The organism is Desulfothermus sp. (assembly GCF_053993635.1).
The window spans coordinates 12,380-31,034 of the sequence record NZ_JBMYBT010000068.1; the positions used below are offsets into that span (position 1 = coordinate 12,380).

General features: G+C 36.3%; 20 protein-coding genes and 1 pseudogene. 11 read left to right on the forward strand and 10 right to left on the reverse strand.

Going from position 1 to position 18,655, the window contains the following annotated elements:
• Positions 1-23: 23 nt before the first annotated feature.
• The gene (locus tag ACY2V1_RS05280; RefSeq protein ID WP_461833751.1) at positions 24-419 is read right to left on the reverse strand and encodes a hypothetical protein; all 396 of its coding nucleotides are present in this window, start codon (positions 417-419) and stop codon (positions 24-26) included.
• A gap of 160 nt (positions 420-579) precedes the next feature.
• Between ACY2V1_RS05280 and ACY2V1_RS05285 the strand changes: the two genes are divergently transcribed.
• Genes ACY2V1_RS05285 through ilvD form a run of 5 tightly spaced genes read left to right on the forward strand, consistent with a single transcriptional unit; the run spans position 580 to position 5,719 of the window.
• Positions 580-1,536 carry a ParB/RepB/Spo0J family partition protein gene (locus tag ACY2V1_RS05285; protein ID WP_461833752.1) on the forward strand — a complete coding sequence of 319 codons (957 nt, stop codon included), beginning with the start codon at positions 580-582 and terminating at the stop codon, positions 1,534-1,536.
• On the forward strand, positions 1,502-2,524 hold the full coding sequence (locus tag ACY2V1_RS05290) for a bifunctional heptose 7-phosphate kinase/heptose 1-phosphate adenyltransferase (RefSeq protein ID WP_461833753.1): 1,023 nt from the start codon (positions 1,502-1,504) through the stop codon (positions 2,522-2,524). Before ACY2V1_RS05285 ends, ACY2V1_RS05290 begins: the two co-directional genes overlap by 35 nt.
• Positions 2,503-3,180, forward strand: a complete 678-nt coding sequence (locus ACY2V1_RS05295; protein WP_461833754.1) for a cell division ATP-binding protein FtsE — start codon at positions 2,503-2,505, stop codon at positions 3,178-3,180. The genes ACY2V1_RS05290 and ACY2V1_RS05295 overlap by 22 nt, the downstream gene beginning before the upstream one ends.
• Entirely contained in the window at positions 3,180-4,052 is an 873-nt protein-coding gene (locus tag ACY2V1_RS05300; RefSeq protein ID WP_461833755.1) for a cell division protein FtsX, read from the forward strand. Before ACY2V1_RS05295 ends, ACY2V1_RS05300 begins: the two co-directional genes overlap by 1 nt.
• Before the next feature lie 2 nt (positions 4,053-4,054).
• Positions 4,055-5,719 (forward strand): dihydroxy-acid dehydratase, encoded by a 1,665-nt coding sequence (ilvD, locus tag ACY2V1_RS05305; protein ID WP_461833756.1) that lies wholly within the window; start codon positions 4,055-4,057, stop codon positions 5,717-5,719.
• Positions 5,720-5,750: 31 nt separating this feature from the next.
• On the opposite strand, the gene dxs is transcribed toward ilvD, so the two are convergent.
• The 9 genes from dxs to ispG form a co-directional block, all read right to left on the reverse strand.
• Positions 5,751-7,619: a 1-deoxy-D-xylulose-5-phosphate synthase gene (gene dxs, locus ACY2V1_RS05310; protein ID WP_461833757.1), complete on the reverse strand. Its 1,869-nt coding sequence runs from the start codon at positions 7,617-7,619 to the stop codon at positions 5,751-5,753.
• A 10-nt stretch (positions 7,620-7,629) separates the two neighbouring features.
• Positions 7,630-8,523, reverse strand: coding sequence for a polyprenyl synthetase family protein (locus tag ACY2V1_RS05315; RefSeq protein ID WP_461833758.1), 894 nt, complete (start codon positions 8,521-8,523; stop codon positions 7,630-7,632).
• The gene (xseB, locus tag ACY2V1_RS05320) at positions 8,516-8,737 is read right to left on the reverse strand and encodes an exodeoxyribonuclease VII small subunit (protein WP_461833759.1); all 222 of its coding nucleotides are present in this window, start codon (positions 8,735-8,737) and stop codon (positions 8,516-8,518) included. Before xseB ends, ACY2V1_RS05315 begins: the two co-directional genes overlap by 8 nt.
• Before the next feature lie 17 nt (positions 8,738-8,754).
• Positions 8,755-10,092, reverse strand: coding sequence for an exodeoxyribonuclease VII large subunit (xseA, locus tag ACY2V1_RS05325; protein WP_461833760.1), 1,338 nt, complete (start codon positions 10,090-10,092; stop codon positions 8,755-8,757).
• 11 nt (positions 10,093-10,103) lie between these two features.
• Positions 10,104-11,855, reverse strand: coding sequence for a proline--tRNA ligase (locus ACY2V1_RS05330; RefSeq protein WP_461833761.1), 1,752 nt, complete (start codon positions 11,853-11,855; stop codon positions 10,104-10,106).
• A 127-nt stretch (positions 11,856-11,982) separates the two neighbouring features.
• Entirely contained in the window at positions 11,983-12,237 is a 255-nt protein-coding gene (locus tag ACY2V1_RS05335) for a type II toxin-antitoxin system VapC family toxin (RefSeq protein ID WP_461833771.1), read from the reverse strand.
• Positions 12,238-12,366, reverse strand: a complete 129-nt coding sequence (locus ACY2V1_RS05340; RefSeq protein WP_461833762.1) for a hypothetical protein — start codon at positions 12,364-12,366, stop codon at positions 12,238-12,240.
• On the reverse strand, positions 12,363-12,584 hold the full coding sequence (locus ACY2V1_RS05345; protein WP_461833763.1) for a DUF2281 domain-containing protein: 222 nt from the start codon (positions 12,582-12,584) through the stop codon (positions 12,363-12,365). Before ACY2V1_RS05345 ends, ACY2V1_RS05340 begins: the two co-directional genes overlap by 4 nt.
• A gap of 207 nt (positions 12,585-12,791) precedes the next feature.
• Positions 12,792-13,877: a flavodoxin-dependent (E)-4-hydroxy-3-methylbut-2-enyl-diphosphate synthase gene (ispG, locus tag ACY2V1_RS05350; RefSeq protein WP_461833764.1), complete on the reverse strand. Its 1,086-nt coding sequence runs from the start codon at positions 13,875-13,877 to the stop codon at positions 12,792-12,794.
• A gap of 167 nt (positions 13,878-14,044) precedes the next feature.
• Between ispG and rbp the strand changes: the two genes are divergently transcribed.
• The 6 genes and pseudogenes from rbp (at position 14,045) to ACY2V1_RS05380 (ending at position 18,286) form a co-directional block, all read left to right on the forward strand.
• Positions 14,045-14,290, forward strand: coding sequence for an RNA-binding regulator (rbp, locus tag ACY2V1_RS05355; protein WP_461833765.1), 246 nt, complete (start codon positions 14,045-14,047; stop codon positions 14,288-14,290).
• A 110-nt stretch (positions 14,291-14,400) separates the two neighbouring features.
• Positions 14,401-15,054, forward strand: coding sequence for an LOG family protein (locus tag ACY2V1_RS05360; RefSeq protein ID WP_461833766.1), 654 nt, complete (start codon positions 14,401-14,403; stop codon positions 15,052-15,054).
• Between the two features lie 175 nt (positions 15,055-15,229).
• Positions 15,230-15,347, forward strand: a pseudogene (locus tag ACY2V1_RS05365) (prepilin-type N-terminal cleavage/methylation domain-containing protein); the annotation flags it as partial.
• 623 nt (positions 15,348-15,970) lie between these two features.
• The gene (locus ACY2V1_RS05370) at positions 15,971-16,684 is read left to right on the forward strand and encodes an ABC transporter ATP-binding protein (RefSeq protein ID WP_461833767.1); all 714 of its coding nucleotides are present in this window, start codon (positions 15,971-15,973) and stop codon (positions 16,682-16,684) included.
• Positions 16,672-17,481: an ABC transporter permease gene (locus tag ACY2V1_RS05375; protein ID WP_461833768.1), complete on the forward strand. Its 810-nt coding sequence runs from the start codon at positions 16,672-16,674 to the stop codon at positions 17,479-17,481. Before ACY2V1_RS05370 ends, ACY2V1_RS05375 begins: the two co-directional genes overlap by 13 nt.
• A 1-nt stretch (position 17,482) precedes the next feature.
• A complete protein-coding gene (locus ACY2V1_RS05380; protein WP_461833769.1) occupies positions 17,483-18,286 on the forward strand; it encodes a tetratricopeptide repeat protein in 804 nt (267 codons plus the stop codon).
• The last annotated feature ends 369 nt before the right edge of the window (positions 18,287-18,655 follow it).

The following is an 18,655-nucleotide window of genomic DNA, read 5'->3' on the forward strand; positions in this document are numbered from 1 at the left end:
TTTTTTGGGGTAAATAATAATGGCTAATCTTTTTTGGGGATACACTCGACTACAATTTTGTCTTTAAAGTGTTTCTTAACAATTTTGGCCCCGCATTTTACACACTTAAAACTAACCAGGCCACTCACATTAGCCGCTGTTAAAAAGAATTTTTTATCAACATCCTTTTCCCAGTTTTCTGTGAAATTACCACAAATCTTGCATTTTACGCTAAAATCATAGGGATACTTAAAGTCCCAACATTTCTTAAAGAGTTCCCAGTCCCCCAATGGCTCAATTATGTGTGGCTCCTCTTTAATAAGACCGTGCTTTTTTAATACCTTTTTAAGATCTTGTTTTATTTTAATCCATACATCCGATTCCACAAAGACTCCTAACAGATTATGATCTTTGTCGTAAACTTCATATACTCCCTTCATATTCTCCCCTTTATTTTTCTTAGGATTTCCATATTTTTTATTGGTTAATTTAACGCCATGACATTTTAATTTTGTTTGATTTTTTTATCATTAAAATATAAAAGTCAACTCATACTTAACTGATTAAAAATTTCATCAACTTAAAAATCAGGAGATAAAAATGGCGTCTCCAAGAGGTCTTGGTAAAGGACTTGATGCACTTTTTCAAGACAAAATTCAGGTTAACACTAAATCTTCAGAAGAAGGTTCTAACAACTTTATAACAGTAGACATAGATGCCCTGGAGCCCAGCCCATTTCAACCTAGAAAATTTTTTAGTGAGGAATCAATCGAGGAACTCGCCCAGTCCATCAAGGGCCAAGGATTATTACAACCAATATTGGTCAGAAAAAAGCCTGATGAGGGGAAATATGAAATAATTGCTGGCGAGAGGAGATATCTTGCATGTAAAAAGGCAGGGATTAGGGCTGTTCCTGCAATAGAGTGTAATCTAACAGATGATGAATGTATGGTAGTATCACTTGTAGAAAACCTCCAGAGGGAAGACTTAAATGTAGTCGAGGAAGCTCGTGCGTTGGAAAAAATTAGGTCCGTATTAGGTCTTACCCAGGACGAACTTGCCAATAGAGTGGGAAAGAGTAGGCCCCATATAGCAAATACATTGAGATTGTTGCAATTAGAGGAAAATATATTGCAATCAATTGAAAATGGAGAATTAACAGCAGGGCATGGCAGGGCATTACTTGGCATAGGTTCAAAAGAGGATAGAATAAAGGTTTATGAGTACACACTAAAAAAAGGGGCAAGTGTAAGGGATCTTGAAAAAATTGCCAACTATTGGCGAAAGAATAGATGCCTACCAAGATATTGCTTAACAGAAAAATCTAGCAGACAATTAACAGAAGATAATGACCTTCTCAAAAAAATTGCCAATTCAATCAAAGGATCTTTAGGCATAAAAACTACTATGAGGGGCACGCTATCTGCGGGCACCATAACAATAAAATATTCTTCAAGGCAGGAACTCATAGATTTTTTAAAAAAACTCAACCTAGCCTCCACACTTGAGGAGAATGTTTCACATGAAACAATTAATGACAACCAACTCAATAGCTGACTTACTAACATTGGCACACAAAAAAAAATCTGCCCCAATCCTAGTAATTGGTGACGTAATGCTCGACCATTATCAATATGGTAGAGTGGAACGGATATCCCCAGAGGCACCAGTCCCAGTTGTGCATATTGAATCAGAAGAGTTTAAGCTAGGGGGAGCAGCCAATGTAGCAAATAATATAAATAAACTTAATGGGAAAACCTATCTAATGGGCGTTATTGGAGAAGATCGAAATGGGCGCATCCTGGAAAAACTACTTTGTGATAACAATATATCTAATACACTCTTAAAAAAAAAGGATTACACTACCAGTACAAAAACACGAATTGTGGCCAAGAGCCAACAGTTGCTCAGGATAGACAGGGAATTAACCTCGGTGGATTATTCTGGCGAATTAGCTGAAATCGTAAAAAAGGTTATGAACAATTACAAGGTCATTGTAATATCAGACTATGGTAAAGGAGCCATAGGTAAACCGCTTTTAGACACCCTGGTTCAATCATCTTCATTGGTCTTAATAGATCCCAAACAAAAAAATTTTCTAACTTATAAAAAACCGTACATTATCACGCCAAATAAAAAAGAAGCAGAAAATTTTAGTGGCATACATATAGATGGAAAACAGAGCTTACTTAAGGCTGGTTATACTATATTAGAAAAAACAGGGGCTTATAATTTACTGATAACACTAGGACAGGAAGGAATGGTGTTATTTAAAAATCAAGGGGAAATTGTTCTGCATCTTCCTGCTCTAGGAAGGAAGGTCTATGATGTTACAGGAGCAGGAGACACAGTCTTATCAGCCATTGCACTGGGACTGTCAAAAAAAATGTCTTTACTGGAATCATGTATTTTTGCCAATATATGCGCTGGCATTGTAGTTGGAAAGAGAGGGACGGCATTTCCCACATGGGATGAAATTTTTATTAATTCAAACAAATGGCAAGATTATTTAAAAATAACTCAATGGAAGCAGCAAACACAATAATTGAAGTAAACAACCTTTACCATTACTTTGGGAAAAAGAAAATTCTAGAAAAGTTAAATCTGTCAATTCCAAAGGGTTCATTTGTCTTTCTCACAGGAAGTACTGGTTCAGGTAAATCCACATTTTTAAAAATTTTGCACGCAGAACTAGCTCCAACAGCAGGCCTAGTGAGAGTTGAAAATTTCGTAATAGGCCATAAAAACAAACCCAAGATTCATCTCTTTAGAAGATGCGTCCAGATGATATATCAAGACTTTGAAATATTAGATGACTACTCGGTAAAACAAAACATAGAGATCCCTCTAAGGTGCATGGGCATTAGCAAAAAAAACAGACAAAAACGCATTGAGGTGTTACTAAAAGTACTGGAATTAGAGGAAGTCAAAGACACTCCATCATTTTTTTTATCAGGTGGAGAAAAACAACGAGTGGCCATTGCTCGGGCAATATCAACAAGTCCTAAAATTCTACTTGCAGATGAGCCAACAGGTAATCTGGATAAAAGAATGGCAATGAGAATTATGAAGATTTTATCCCATTTTAACAGACATGGAACCACTATCATTGTTGCCACGCATTCCATTGAACTTAAAAGCCTTGTGGAAAATCCAATACATCTCACTATTAGCGATTCCACCATCCAGGAGATTAAGTAATGTCTTATACTGCATGTTTATTTGAACAATTTTTGATGCTTATGAACCAAAAAAAATTACAACACTTGTTTTTGATTTTTGTCTTAACAATTATCTGTCTCTTGGTCTCAATCATTCTTTTGATTCATTACAATGGACTTAATTATTTAAAAAAAATTACTGCCAATGAGACCTTAATTATAACATGGGATAGCAAATATAATAAAGAAATAAAATCAGAACTAGACAAGCTAAAGGATAAATATAAAATACAGCAAATCAAAATCTTTTCACCGCAAAATGCCCTATCCATCTTAATGAAAGGAGAACAACTTCCAAAAAATGATTCCTCAAAAATGTATCAGATACTTCCATATACAGCTATTATCTCATGCAGAGAAAATAAAAATAATTTGCTAGCAATTAAAGATATTCTCAAGAAAAAGCCAGGAATAAAAAGGGTATTTATTGACGCATCTAAAATAGAGATAATAGATTCTTTAAGATCAAATTACATTTATTTTTTAATTATAACTCTCTTTTTGCTCTTTTTTGCAAGTGGAGCACTGACCTTTTCCTATTCTTATATCTTAAAGCTGAGCAGGGCCAAAGAATTGTATATATTAAAATTGGTTGGTGCTTCAAATACATTCATAATAGTTCCCTTCACATTGAAAGGGTTTTTGAGTGGAATATTAGCTTCTGCGTTTGGCCTTTTTATGACTAAAATCATTGTCCTTTACTTAAATAAACTTCTTAACACTCCCCCAATATGGATAAAAATAGATATGATACCAATTTCTTATTGTGTATTTATAACAATGGGAATAGTTTTTATTTCATGTGTTGGGTCATTATTGGCAATTAACCCTCTTTTTAAAAAAGGAGTCTGATTATGAGAAGTGATAAGATGAAGAAGGGTCTGGAAAAGGCGCCCCACAGGAGTCTTATGTACGCAACAGGTCTAATAAAAGAAGAATTAGATAAACCTATTATTGGTGTTGTTAATTCTGCAAATGAATTAATTCCAGGACATGTGCATTTAAATCAAGTTACTGAGGCTGTTAAGGCTGGTATAAGACTGGCAGGTGGCGTTCCCCTGGAGTTTCCCACAATTGGCGTATGTGATGGTATTGCAATGAACCACGAAGGAATGAAGATGAGCCTGCCAAGTAGAGAACTAATAGCAGATTCAATTGAGATAACGGCAACGGCTCATCCATTTGATGGACTTGTATGTGTCACAAATTGTGACAAGATAGTTCCAGGTATGCTTATGGCCATGCTTAGGCTAAACATACCCAGTCTAATAATTAGTGGTGGTCCAATGCTAGCTGGGCATATAAAGGATAAAACCGTGGATCTAATCAGCGTGTTCGAAGGAGTGGGCAGAGTGAAAAAAGGTGAGCTATCAGAAGCTGATTTAGAAGAACTAGAGTTGAAGGCATGTCCTGGTTGTGGAAGTTGCTCTGGAATGTTTACTGCCAATTCCATGAATTGTCTATCAGAGGCCATTGGATTGGCCTTGCCTGGTAACGGCACCATTCCTGCGGTATTTGCAGAAAGACTTCGGCTAGCCAAATATGCAGGTATAAAAGTAATGGAGTTAATTAACAAAAATATCAGGCCAAGGGATATAGTTACTTTGGAGAGTGTAAAAAATGGAATTGCAGTGGATATGGCACTTGGCTGTTCTACAAATACTGTCCTGCATCTGCCAGCTGTATTTAGAGAAGCAGGAATTAATATTGATCTGGAAATTTTTGATGAAATAAGCAGGATTACACCTAATCTATGCAAATTATCCCCTGCTGGACCATACCACATTGAAGACCTGTACTATGCTGGTGGCATATATGGGGTAATGAGTGAACTTGATAAAAAAGGACTAATAAATAAAGATTGCCTAACAGTAACAGGCAAAACTGTTGGTGAAAATTTAGTGGAATTGGATGCAAAGGTGTTAGATCATGAGGTTATCAAACCAATTGATTCTCCACACTCAAATGAAGGTGGAATAGCTATTTTACGAGGTAATCTGGCACCTGATGGTTGCGTTGTAAAACAATCAGCAGTTTCACCAGAAATGATGAAGAGAACAGGAACAGCAAAGGTCTTTAATTCAGAAGAAGAGGCAGTAGCAGCAATACTTGGAGGGAAAATAAAAAAGGGAGATATAGTAGTTATTCGTTATGAAGGCCCAAAGGGAGGCCCAGGAATGAGGGAGATGTTAACTCCCACATCTGCCATCGCGGGTATGGGGCTTGACAAAGACGTTGCCCTAATAACAGATGGTCGGTTTAGCGGAGGCACAAGGGGAGCTGCAATAGGCCACGTATCCCCTGAAGCCCAAGAAGGTGGACCTATTGCGTATATCATGGATGGTGACAAAATCCTAATTGATATTCCTAATAGAAAGATTGAACTCCTGGTGGACCAAGAGGAATTTAATAAAAGAAAAGAATCAATAAAAATTAAGGAACCTGAGATTAAATCAAAACTCCTAAGAAGATATGCAAAACTTGCCTCATCTGCATCAAAAGGAGCAATATTTGAATAAAAAAGGCGCCATAAGGCGCCTTTTTTTGGATCTATCCTACCAACTCACATATTTTTTTAAATATTCCTTCACCATCAAGTCCTAACATTGACCGAAGCTCTGACTGAGGACCATGCTCAATAAATCTATCGAGAATCCCTAAACGAATTATCCTTTTGCCAGAGAGCATATTATTGTCGTTCAAAAGTTCCAATATCCCTGCTGAAAAACCACCTATGAGGGCATTTTCTTCAACAATAATTATTTTATTAAAATTCTTTACCATCTCCAGAATCTCAGGTGGCAGAGGTTTTATAAATCTCGTATTGAAAACACATACGTCAACGCCAATTCTATCTTTTGCAAGAGTTGCAGCCTCCAGAGAATATTCAACCATACTACCAACTGCTATAATTAATAACTCATCACCTTGCCTTAAAATTTCCCCTTTGGGAACTGCAATTTTTTTATAATTATTTTTTAAATCAACCCCTTTTCCCCGGCCCCTAGGATATCTTATAGCAACAGGAGAATCCATTAATAGCGCTGTATACAACATATTTTGAAGTTCTCTTTCATCCTTTGGAGCCATAATAGTCATATTGGGAATAACCCTCAAAAAAGACAGATCAAAAGTTCCATGGTGAGTGGGACCATCCTCTCCAACAAGACCGCCCCTGTCTAAGCAAAATACAACAGGCAGGTTCTGGAGACACACATCATGAATTACTTGATCATACCCCCTTTGAAGAAAAGTTGAATATATGGCAACCACCGGCTTATATCCTTGTGCAGCCAGGCCCGCAGCAAAGGTAACAGCATGCTGCTCACATATGCCCACGTCAAAAAATCTATCTGGAAATTGTTGCATAAAACCACTAAGACCTGTTCCCTGAGGCATGGCTGCTGTTATGGCCACAATGCGCCTGTCCTTAGCAGCTAAATCACATAAAGTGTCTCCAAAGACTTCGCTATAACTTGGTAGACGCTGCTCCTTTGACTTTACACCCTTTAACTTCCCAATTCCATGGAAAGACATTGGATCTTTTTCAGCAGGCGGATACCCTTTGCCCTTTTTTGTGAGAACATGAATTAAAACTGGTCTTTCTAATTCTTTTACCTCACTAAAGACCTTGACCATTTTTTTTATGTCATGGCCATCTACAGGACCAATATAATAAAATCCGAATGCTTCGAATAATATACCAGGTGTAAAAAGATTCTTTAATGATTCTTCACTCCTGCGGGCATAGTTTAATATGTCTTCACCAACTCTAGGTATTTGCTTAAGCCACTTCTTTAAATCCTGTTTAAATTTTACAAATCTCTTATCAGCAAGCTTTCTACTTAAGAAAGCAGATAAAGCACCTACGTTTTTGGAAATAGACATCTCATTGTCATTCAAAACAACAATTAAATCCTTCTCAATGTCCCCAGCATGATTAAGTGCCTCAAAGGCCATACCAGCTGTCATGGAACCATCGCCTATAACCGCAACTATCTTATGATCCTCGCCCTTTAGATCTCTGGCAACAGCAAAACCAAGTGCAGCTGAAATAGATGTAGATGAATGTCCCACTCCAAAGAAATCATAGGGTGATTCCCCAATCCTGGGAAATCCACTTATTCCCCCGAGCTTTCTTAATGTCTTAAATTTTTCAATTCCCCTGGTAATAATCTTATGGGCATAAGCCTGATGGCCTACATCCCATATCAACTTGTCTTTTTTAAAATTAAACACCTTATATAGGGCTAATGTTAAATCAACCACCCCTAAAGAAGGAGCCAAGTGTCCACCAGTCTTAACAACAGTACTTATTATTTGTCCCCTGATTTCCTCAGCCAATTGTCTCAGCTCTTCATAATCAAGTTCCATTATCTGTTCTGGCTCTTTTATCTGACTTAAAATCTCTTCTTTCATAGCCTCTATCCTATTTAGTCCTAGTCATGATATATGTTGCCACTGACTTTAAAAATTCTGCTTGTGGTGTTTTAAACACTGATATTGCAGAAATTGCCTCTTTTACACATTCCCAACCTAATCTCTTGCTCTCTTCTATGCCTAATAAAGTAGGATAAGTACACTTGCCTTTTTCTATGTCACTGTAAACTGGTTTTCCCATAATTTTTTCATCACCTTCTATATCCAATATGTCATCAGCAATTTGAAAGGCGAGACCAATCATTTTTCCGTATTCCCTTATCCTTCTTATTTGTGAATCTGGAGAATTTGCCAAGATTGCCCCACATACACAAGCACTTTCTATAAACCGACCTGTCTTGAGTAAATGCATATGTTTTAACTCATCAAGGATACAGTCATTTTTGCCTGTAAGCTCCAAATCTAACACTTGTCCTCCAACCATGCCTTGGGGACCTACTGCATCTATTATTTCCTTCATCGCTTTACTGATTAATTGGTTATTCAAATTACATGAGAGCATAAGTCTTATGGAATCAGTTAAAAGCGCATCACCAGCCAAAATCGCTATACCATCTCCAAAAACTTTGTGATTAGTAGGTTTGCCCCTTCTAAAATCATCATCATCCATAGCTGGCAGGTCATCGTGTATAAGAGAATAAGTATGAATCAGTTCCAAGGCACAGGCAAATGGTAAAATCTCTTTTACTGAATCAGTAAAAAGCTCATAACATACCATACACAATATGGGCCTAATCCTCTTTCCCCCAGCCATTAAGCTGTATTCCATGGAATCTTTTAACGCCTTTGGAACAGCCTTAAGGGAATCCAGATAATGAACTAAAAATTCATCCACCCTTTTCCTATAAGATTCAAGCGCACATTTGAATTCTTTTTCATTCATCTACACTGCCATCCATGTTATCTTCCAATAGTTGTTTTGAATATACCTCTACCTGCTGTTTGGCTTTATAGATATATTCACGGAGTTTTTTGGCCAGCTCACAACCCTCTTTGTAAAGATCCATAGCCTTATCTAAAGATATATCTTCTTTTTCAAGTAGACCAACTATCTCCTTTAATCTGGCCATTGCGTCTTCAAAATTAAAACCTTCCATAACACTTACCATCCCATTTAACTAATTATGTTAGCTATCCTCTCGCCATCCTTAAACAAAATACCTACCTTATCACCAACTTCAATATCCTTAGCACTTACGACCACTTTTCCATCCAATGTCCTTACTAGACAATATCCCCTATTTATGTGCCTTTTGGGATCCCTCTCAATGACCATGTTTGCTAGTAAATCTATATCCTTTTCAAGCCTATCTAATTTTTTTGACATGATACCATTAAGTTCCCTTGTATTATAAATAAAATCCCTACTTGCTCCATTTAGGATTTCGTTAAACTGAATATGGGACCTATAAATTAGTTGATTTAGTTTATTTTCATTATTTTGGACCTTATCCTTCACTTCTGCATCCATGCTATTAACCAGATTAAAAAAAGAATATTCAAGGTTTTTTAATTTCCTTTTTGGAGCAAAAGCTCTAAATTGGTCCAAATAGCCCTTTATCTTATCAATCCTCAATTTTATATAACGATGTATATTTATTGAAAGGGACGAGGTCAGAGTATCTAACATCTGGATATAATTATCTCTCGGCTCCCAAAGAAAATCTGCGACATAGGTCGGAGTTGCACATCTATAGTCAGCCACCATATCAGCAATTGTGTAATCAATTTCATGACCTATACCTGTAACAACTGGAATCTTTGATCGAAAAATCGCATCTGCAACTACTTCGGAATTAAACACATGTATATCCTCAAAACTCCCACCACCCCTAATTAGCACTAACACCTCTGACCAGTTTTCTAAATTGGCAATTTCTATCATTTTTGCAATTTCTTCTGGCGCATTCTCTCCTTGTACAAGAGACGGATATATCCTGATTATATGCTCCATCCCCCTCTCTTTAGCGACCCTTAAAAAATCCTGTATAGCAGCACCAGATAGGGCAGTAATTACTCCCACACGTTTTGGATTCCTCGGTATTGACTTCTTTTTTGAGGCGTCAAAATACCCTTTTTTTGCCAATTTTCGTTTTAACATTTCGAGCTCAATATAAAGATTCCCAATTCCAACGTCCTCGATAAATTCCACTATTAACTGATAGGTTCCCCTTTGGGAATAGACGCTTATTTTTCCAGCACAAAGAACACTCATTCCATTTTTTAAAGAATCAGGGGAAAGGTTTTGGCCTAAATTGTGATTTGATTTAAACCACACTGCAGATATAACGGATGACTGATCCTTTAAAGAAAAATATATATGTCCTGACCCTGGCCTTGAAAGATTGGATATCTCCCCCTTAATCCAGATTAAAGGAAATTCCTGCTCCAAAATAGTTCTAATGGTGAGAGTGAGCTCTGATACAGTATATACCTTCTTTGGAAAATCCAATTATGTGCTCCTTACTTTTCAGTCAAACTAAGACCCCACATATCCCATATTCGATTTCTGATGTCTTTAAATTGATCAACAAAATTATCTGGGTTTATTTTTAATACTGAACCATCTTTTCTATTTTTTACTTCTACATATCCATTACTTAAGCCCTTTTTCCCCACATAAATATGTATAGGAAAGCCAATCAAATCTGCATCTTTAAATTTAAAACCTGGTCTTAAATCTCTCTCATCCCATAGGACATCAATGCCTAGATTAGTGAGATTCTGATAAATTTCATTTGATGTCTTCATTACATTTTCATCCTTTATGTCTAGGGTAACAAGACAAACCTCAAATGGAGCTATAGACGGTGGAAAAATAATCCCGTTTTTATCATGGTTTTGCTCTATTGCTGCAGCTATAATCCTGCTCACACCAATTCCATAACACCCCATGACCATGTATTTCTCTTTACCGTCTACATCAATATAAGTGGCATTCATTGCCTCTGAATATTTTGTACCCAATTTAAACACATGTCCAACCTCAATTCCTTTTAGGAACTTAAGCTTCCCTCCACACTCAGGACAGGGATCGGTTTCTTTTACATTAACAATATCTAAAAATTCAGCATTCTTTATGTGTTCATTAATATCCAAATTTTTTAAATGATAATCCTTTTCATTGGCTCCACACACAAACCCTCTTTTACCAACCAGCAATCTATCTACGTATATTTTCTTTACACCAAGTCCTATAGGTCCAGCATAACCCACTTCACAACCTGATATATTAAAAACCTCCTCAGGAGTGGCCATACGAATCTCTGGAACCTTCAGGGCGGATTTGACCTTTGCTTCGTTTAAATCCCTATCACCTGGTATCACAAACGCAACAGCTTCGCTATCAATTATATATATTAATGTCTTAACTATAGTGCTCTTTGACACTTTTAGAAAATCAGCAACCTCATCAACAGTGTGTTTGTTTGGTGTATGTACTTTTTCAATTTCTAACGGTTTTTCTTTTGCTTCCTCATGTTCAGAACCTTTATTTGACACCACCTCTGCCTTTTCTAAGTTTGATGCAAAGTCGCATTTCTGGCACACAACTATTGTATCTTCGCCTGTATCTGCTAACACCATAAATTCGTGGGAAAAATTTCCACCGATTTGGCCTGTATCTGCCAAAACAGCCCTAAATTTTAGTCCTATCCTCTCAAAAATCCTGGAATAGGCATCATACATTTTTTTATAGCTTTGTTCTGCCCCTTTATCATCTCTATCAAAGGAATATCCGTCTTTCATAATAAATTCACGACATCTCATGAGACCAAAACGAGGTCTGATCTCATCTCTAAATTTTGTATGAATTTGATACAGATTTAAAGGGAGTTGCCTATAAGACCTTACTTCATGTCTCACTATATCAGTGACCACTTCTTCATGGGTAGGCCCTAAACAAAAATCCCTGTCATGTCTATCCTTAAACCTAAGTAGTTCTTTTCCATAGAAATCCCACCTATTGCTCTCCTTCCAGAGTTCAGCTGGCTGTACAACAGGCATCATAATTTCCAAACATCCTGCCCTGCCCATCTCATCCCTGACAATTTGACTCACTTTCCTAAGTGCTCTAAGACCCATAGGTAAGAATGAATATATTCCTGATGTTAATTTTCTTATCATACCAGCACGTATAAGAAGTTTGTGACTGATTACTTCTGCATCTTGTGGATCTTCTTTTAAAGTTGGACAGTAGTATTTACTAAACTTCATAATGAACTCCTTTTCCTTTTTTACGAAAAATAAATATCATTTTTTTTCACTTACCCCCTATATACAAGCACACCGAGAATTACTGGCATCTCCTACACCGACCTGTCAGTCTTTACAATTTTTTATATTATACATTTATTACTTCAATTACTCCTCTCACTCTATCAAAATCTTTATCCATTGTGATTATTTTTAAACCCTTTTCTATTGATATTTGAAATTGATAAGCGTCATCAAAATCTAAATTATATCTTTCTCTTATTTGTACAAGCTCTTTATAAGATGATAAAGAGAGACTCACTATTTTTACTTTTGATACAACATCAACTATAAATTTAAAATAGATTAACTCCTTCCTATGTCTAAAAAGTATTACACCTATTTAATGTAAAGAAAAATCAGATATAACAATCTCATTTTTATATCTCCTCAAAATTTCCTTACATTTCTCTGTCTTTTCCTGTAAAAGCAAAATTTCAAGAAAAATATTAGTATCTGCTAAATATTTCATCTCCACTCCATAGCCTTATGCTGCAATTCTACTGATGTATAACATCCAGCAAATTCTGACAAACCACCTTCCCAATCAAAGTTAAAATTATTATTAGGGCTTTCATCTTTATTCTTTATATTTCTCTTTCTCAATAAAAATTCTATAAAGTCTAACACTTCTTTCTGTAAATCTACTGGTAATTCCTTTATCCTATCAATTAGGCATTCTTCATTCATTTTTTACCATCTCCTGTTGTAATAAATATAATAATTCTTTACTTCAATATAATGCTTGATTATACCATATCTATATGGTCTTTTACAGGACTTTATTAAGTTTATCCCTGAATTTTAGAATCTATCAAAAGTATCATTCTCGGCGGTCAAGTACACCATTTGTTATGCTCAATATTTTACAAAAGGTTTTCATTACAAAATCTATAATTATGTCCTCACTTTCTTTTCTTGCATATATTTTTTTAATTCATTCTTAAATTCAAAAAGCAAACTTTCAGTATTATATACTTTCTTTATAACTTTACCTTCTCTAAAAATCACACCTAGATCCTTACTACCAGCAATCCCAATGTCAGCCTCCCTTGCCTCACCTGGGCCGTTTACAACGCAGCCCATAATTGCTACCTTTATAGGCAAGTCAAGCTTTGATAACCAAGGATCAAGCTTTGTTACCAGACCATTTACATCAATCTCTGTCCTACCACAAGTTGGACAGGATATAATTTCCACGCCCCTGCGTCTAAGACCAAGACTTCTAAGGATCTCATACCCAGCTATTACTTCCTGTTCAGGCTCACCAGTAAGGGATACCCTAATTGTATCGCCTATGCCTTGAGATAAAATTAATCCAATACCAACACCGCTTTTTATTGCTCCCCTAATACCTGGACCAGCCTCAGTGATACCTACATGGAGGGGATAGTCACATTTTTCAGAAAACAGTAAGTAAGACAAAAAAGAGTTGATCACAGACGATGACTTTAAAGACACCTTGAAATTAAAAAATTTTCTGACTTCGATTCTCCTAACCCATCTAAGAGCACTTTCAACTAGTGCCTCAGGAGTAGGACCTTTATATTTATTTTGTAAATCCTTTTCCAAAGATCCACTATTTACACCTATTCGTATAACAGCATTATTTGCTTTGCAAGCATCTACTACATAATCAAGCCTCTCATATCCACCAATATTACCAGGATTTATTCTCACCCCATCTGCACCGCTCTCAACTGAAAAAACCGCTAGCTTATAATCAAAATGCACATCAGCAATCAAAGGTATGTTTATTTTTTCCTTTATTTTTAAAACAGCCTTTGCTGCATGGTCATTATTTACAGCAACCCTTATAATCTCGCACCCAATGGCCTCTAATTTCTGAATCTGGCCTATTGTAGCCTCATAATCTTCAGTTTTTGTGTTGGTCATGGACTGCACCCTAATTGGCGCATCTCCCCCAACATCCACATTGCCAACAAATATCTTTTTTGTGTTTTTTCTTTTGATAAATTCCATATTGCCCTCACAAATTTTTGACCTTTGATGTTACAAGATAGACAAAACAATCTCAAGCTAAAAGAAATTCCATTTTTCGCTTGACAAAACCTTGTATTTTTTTAAGCCTTAACACGGCAGGCAGTTTTTTTGTTAATTTTTTATTTTCATTGTTAGGAGAGTTTTTTATGAAGAGGTTGTATGTTGGAAATCTTCCTTTTTCTTCAAAAGAGGAAGAGGTAAGGGAACTTTTTTCTCAATTTGGCGAAGTTACAGACGTTAATTTAATTAAAGATCGCCAAACAGGAAGGCCCAGGGGGTTCGGCTTTGTTGAGATGAAAGAAGAAGATGCACAAAAAGCAATGGACAGTTTAGATGGAACTGAATTTGGTGGTAGACGACTTAGGGTAAACGAGGCAAGAGCCAGAAGATAATACATAAGACAAGACAATGCTGGGCAATAGCCGCCTTTAATAGGACTATTGAAGGCGGCTTTTTTATTTCCTGCTGCATATTCGCATATTTTTTATGGAGGTCATATCAAATGGACGTTAGACAATATGTAATCGACGATCTATCATATAGAGAATCTTGGAGGCTATTAAAAATAATGGCTGAATTTGTGGATGGTTTTGATACCTTAAATGAAATTGGTGCAGCAGTAAGTATATTTGGATCTGCCAGGGTTAAACCTGAAGACCCTGTCTATAAGTTAACCTACAACATAGCCAAAAAACTTGCACAAGAAGGATATTCTATAATTACAGGCGGTGGCCCTGGAGTTATGGAGGCAGGGAACAAAGGAGCAAAGGATGGAAATGGTAAATCAATAGGCCTGCACATCCATCTTCCTTTAGAACAAAAACCAAACGATTATATTGATACAAGATTGGATTTTAGATATTTCTTTGTAAGAAAGGTGATGTTTATAAAATACGCCATGGCTTATGTGGTAATGCCTGGAGGATTTGGCACTTTAGATGAGCTAAGTGAAGCTCTGGTATTAACTCAAACCAAAAGGATTAAACCCTTTCCAGTAATTTTAGTAGATAAGGAATTCTGGAGCCCATTAATTGATTGGTTTAAAAACAAACTCCTTGCAAGGAATTATATAAAAGAAGGCGACTTAGAGATATTTTTTACTCTAGATGATCCTGATGAGGTGGTGAGTTTGATTAAGAGATTGGTGATTATTTAAAGGAAGAGACAATATATGTCACTATTTTTAACAAATATTGTCAAGCATTGGTTAAGGAATAAAAGAAATTTACAATAAATATTAACTTATTATTAGACATTACTGTCTCTTTGGCAACAAAATTGCATTCTAAATTCTGGTTAAAACATTTTATAATACAAAAGGAGGTAAAATTATGATCAGGGAACGGCTAAATTTAAAAAACAACTCAAAAGGTTTCACACTCGTTGAGCTGATGATAGTAGTAGCTATTATTGCTATTCTTGCTGCCATTGCTATCCCACAGTATAAAAAATTCCAGTTGAAATCAAAACAGTCTGAGGTGTATGCCAATTTTGATGCACTGAAAGCATGTGAAGAATCATTTGTGGCAGAACATGATAGTTATGTTGGAGTAGGACAACAAGAACCCAATGGGGTCACTCTAGGGCCTGGTAAACATTCTTGGACAGATGGGGCTGATAACAATGGTTTTGCGGATGGAGATGGTTTAAATGATTTTGCAGAGCTGGGTTTTGAGCCATCTGGACCTGTTTATGCACAATATTTTATAACAGTTGGTGAAACCAATAGTAATGGTAACTCACAGGTGTCAGGTGGTGATTATCAAGATTATGTTCTTGAAGCAGCTACAGATTTAGACGGGGATGGTAGCAATTGCGAATATGCACTTTGGCCTGATGCTAATAATAATAACGCTCCAGTAACACCAACTCAGTTAGCAACACACATCTCCCTCAATGCCGGGGATAAAGGAAGACTGAAAAAAGGTAACGATGACTTTTAAGAACATAGCGAAAAGGCGGGGAGCCCCGCCTTTTTTAGTCCTTCACAATGCAATCCTTACCCTTTTATTTCTTTAATAATTGTAGATACAACAAAGACAATCGGTTACCTATAAGTTCAAGGGATGAAAATGGCTGTTATAGTTTTGAAGGAAGTTTTTAAGACATATAAAAAAGGCCTTAGACAAAGCATAGAGGCTGTGAAGGATCTAAATTTTACGGTAGAAAAAAAAGAGATTTTTGGATTTGTAGGTCCAAACGGAGCTGGGAAAAGCACTACCATCAAAATTTTGATGGGCCTAATTTTCCCTGATAAAGGAGAAGCACGACTTTTCGACATTCGTTGTGATGATCCAGTTGCACGCAAGAATGTAGGTTTTGTCCCAGAACAACCTGTACTTTATGACCATTTAACTGGAGAGGAATTCTTATGTTTTGCAGCTGAGTTGTATGGACTATCTCAGAAAGAAATCATGTCTAAGGTGTGGAAACTATTAGAACTAGTGGGCCTTAAAGAAGCCGGTAAATGGAAATTGAGATCTTACTCTAAAGGGATGCAGCAAAGACTGGTAATTGCCCACGCCTTGCTTGCTGATCCAGAGCTGATCATTATGGACGAACCCCTTTCAGGACTTGATCCAATTGGCCGCATGGAAATAATAAATTTAATTGATTCTTTAAAGAAGCAAGGCAAGACTATATTTTTTAGCTCTCATATTCTCCATGATGTAGAGACAATTTGTGATAGAGTGGCATTATTGATAAGAGGTGAACTCAAATTTATTGGAAAACCGCAGAACATAGAAGAAACCTTTAGGAGAGAGCTGCAAAAATGCGTAAGTTAATGTCCATAGCACGGGTAACCTTTAAAGAAGGGATTAGAGAACGCGTATTTCTAGGTGTACTTATCTTTTCTGCCCTGATACTTTTGAGTTCTGGCTTTGTTGCAGACCTATCTATTGGAAACATTCTTAAAGTAACTCAAGATATAGGCCTTTCTGGTCTTTCTTTTCTGGGCCTTTTTATAGCTATTTTTTTAAGCACTAGCTTAATTGCTAAAGATATAGACAAAAAAACTATATATCTCGTAGTTTCTAAACCTATTGCGCGCTGGCAATACATCCTGGGGAAATTTCTGGGACTCTCTGCATTAACAAGCTTTGCGTTACTAATAGACTTTTTGGTGTTTATGATAAGTCTTTTCTATTTCTATAAAACAACAACCTTTATCCACACACCTCACATTGCTTGGGTAAAGCATCTTTTGGCATTCTTCTTTCTCAATATTAAAATGTTTCTTTTGATAGCCATAGCCATTTTTTTTAGCAGCTTTTGCAGCAGTTCATTAATTTCCTTCTTTTTTTCCTTTATGATTTACCTTGTTGGTGCCAATCTTCAAAATGTAAAGATAATTCTTTCAAGCAACATCGGAGAAAACATCAGTCCTAATCTTAAGGCTATATTTAACATCGCCTATTATCTTTTACCCAACCTTTCTTTGTTGGATCTAAAACAAGCTACAGTACACAATCTGCCTCTTAAAGGGAGTAATTTAATACTGATCTTAATTTATGCCTTAAGCTACACAATAGCATTGCTTTTGATTTCCAGTTTTATCTTTAGCAAAAGAGAGCTTAACTAAAATGTATCGGCTAATTTTAGGTATATTTTGCCTTTTAATAAGCATTGTTACCCACACCGGTATAAAATGGGAATTGGAAAGTTGGACAACTTCTCCCTTGCCACGGCCAGAATCAGCTTTGGTACTGAGTGGAGAATTTGCACCGTTAACTAGTGACTTTTTTTTGGTTAAAGCGGCAATTTTTTATAATGACATTATAAATCAAAAAAGTTCGAAAGACTCCCTGTGGCTAAGTAAGGCACTATATCTAGCATCCTATCTTGATCCCTATTACTTTGAAGTATATTGGATGGCTGGCGTGGTGTTACCCTGGGAAGGAAGATTTGAAGAGGCCGAAATCATACTTAAACGAGGTCTTGATTATATACCTAAAAATTGGCAAATACCCTTTTACCTGGGTTTTATAAATTTTTATTTTAAACATGATAATAAGACAGCTGCTCGTTATTTTTTTGAGGCTTCGAAATTGCCAAATTCCCCACCCTATTTGCCATTACTAGCTTCTCGTTTGGCAATTAAAGGAAATGAAACAAGGACGGCAATCTATTTCCTCCAAAAAGAACTTCAAGAGATAAAAGATAAGAGCTTAAAGGAAAAAGTTCTTAAAAGGTTAAGCGCTCTTAAGGCTATTCTCTATCTGGAAGAAGCCTTAGACAGATATAAGTATAAATACGGTGGCTTACCAAATCAACTTGGCGAATTAATAAAAAAACAAATTATTCATCACATCCCATCGGATCCTTATGGAGGAAAATTTTATCTTACAAAATCTGGAAGAGTATGGACCACAAGTAATTTGCGCTAACCCTTTAATATTGAGATGTGACAATCGTGTCTCACTCTCAACCTTTTCCTTGACCAAATCAATACAATATTGACATTACCTTTACCCCTAAGACTTAAATGCTGTCCTGAAGGGAAATAGAAAGATGTGGTGTTTCAATTTTATTTAATGATTTATCTCTAGCCAACTCCCCAGTATACATTTTTTGTCAATTTTTGCCAATTTTTGTAAACTCTCCCCCAAATATTACCCCGCAATTATCGCAATTATCCCTTTACATTTCCCCAAATCCCCCCTATTTTTTTTCCAGCTACAATCTGGAGGATTATTCATATGGAGGTATATAAAAAAATCGAAGATGCGCTTTTGAACGTAAAGGTAGGCTCTGTT